The sequence below is a fragment of the Enterobacter cloacae complex sp. 6730903 genome (genome assembly GCF_048283985.1).
GTDB classification, from domain to species: Bacteria; Pseudomonadota; Gammaproteobacteria; order Enterobacterales; family Enterobacteriaceae; genus Enterobacter; species Enterobacter hormaechei_C.
This window is the reverse complement of the sequence record NZ_JBLVXX010000137.1, coordinates 1-1,005: the sequence shown is the minus strand read 5'-3', so window position 1 is coordinate 1,005 and position 1,005 is coordinate 1. Positions and strand designations below refer to the sequence as shown.

The 1,005-nt window shown below is 32.1% G+C and carries 1 protein-coding gene; it reads right to left on the bottom strand.

All coding sequences use genetic code 11. From position 1 onward, the window contains the following. Positions 1-749: 749 nt before the first annotated feature. The gene (locus tag ACNQ0W_RS25205; protein WP_098028010.1) at positions 750-947 is read right to left on the bottom strand and encodes a hypothetical protein; all 198 of its coding nucleotides are present in this window, start codon (positions 945-947) and stop codon (positions 750-752) included. Positions 948-1,005: the final 58 nt, after the last annotated feature.

Genomic DNA, 1,005 nt, shown 5'->3' with positions numbered 1-1,005 from the left:
GTTATTATGAGAATAGAATCCCCTCAGAACAAATAAAAATTTACTTATTAAACTGCAAAGATAAAAACAGCACATCATACAGAAGACTGTTATGTTTATATGACTATATCAACTACAGCATATGATCTATTATTGACAATTAAAACCGAAGTTTTTAACAGGAGTTTCAAGTGATAAATAATCCTACTCTCAGTAAATTGGTCGCATTGTTAACTACATTTACATGCTTCATCTCCCTTTACATATATGGTAACAACCACAATTGGGCCCTGACATTGATACTGCTTATAATTCCATTGTTTTGCGGTGGTATTATATTTTTCTTCTCACATAATATCTACAGTGAAGTTTTAAAAAAGTCTGTAGATTCGTTGCTCAGTTTATTCTCTCTAATAAGTTATGCATATTATATATATTGCATCTCGAATATTAATTCTAACCTTACATTTGCTAATATTTTCTCCAGTGTCTGGGGTTATCTATTCCTTACAATGGTAAGCTTGTCTGGAGTGATAAAATTATTAATCAGTCTAAAGGAATTTTCCAATGAATACAGCAAGTTGGCCAATCCCGAAAATGAAGCCCCAGTCATCTGTGTAAAACAAAAGCCAGATGACCACACGTATATCTCCATTCGCTCATTGGATAGCAAAGATATATATGCCTTGGTCGAAAAGGATAATAAAATAGAGATCTCGATAAAGAAATAAGTTCCGGTAATAGCTATTATATTCGAGTTGTATTAATAGCTATTTTTTCCTTTCTGCAAGTGACCAGATAAGTACCGGCACATACACTCCCACAGTCATAAAAATAATACATACCGACAGATTCCCCATTAGCCCAGATTTGATAGCTGCATCGGTCCCGCCTTTATCAAAAATATAAAAACCAAGCAACAAATCAATTATTAAAAAAATCACCCCAAATAAATAAACTGCTTTCATAACACCTCCTCTTTTTATATTTCTTCATTGTTATCATCAAAATAATTAAATATCAAAT

Coding starts and splice junctions, on each gene's coding strand:
- ACNQ0W_RS25205 (WP_098028010.1), bottom strand. CDS start 947: ATGAAAGCAGTTTATTTATTTGGGGTGATTTTTTTAATAATTGATTTG.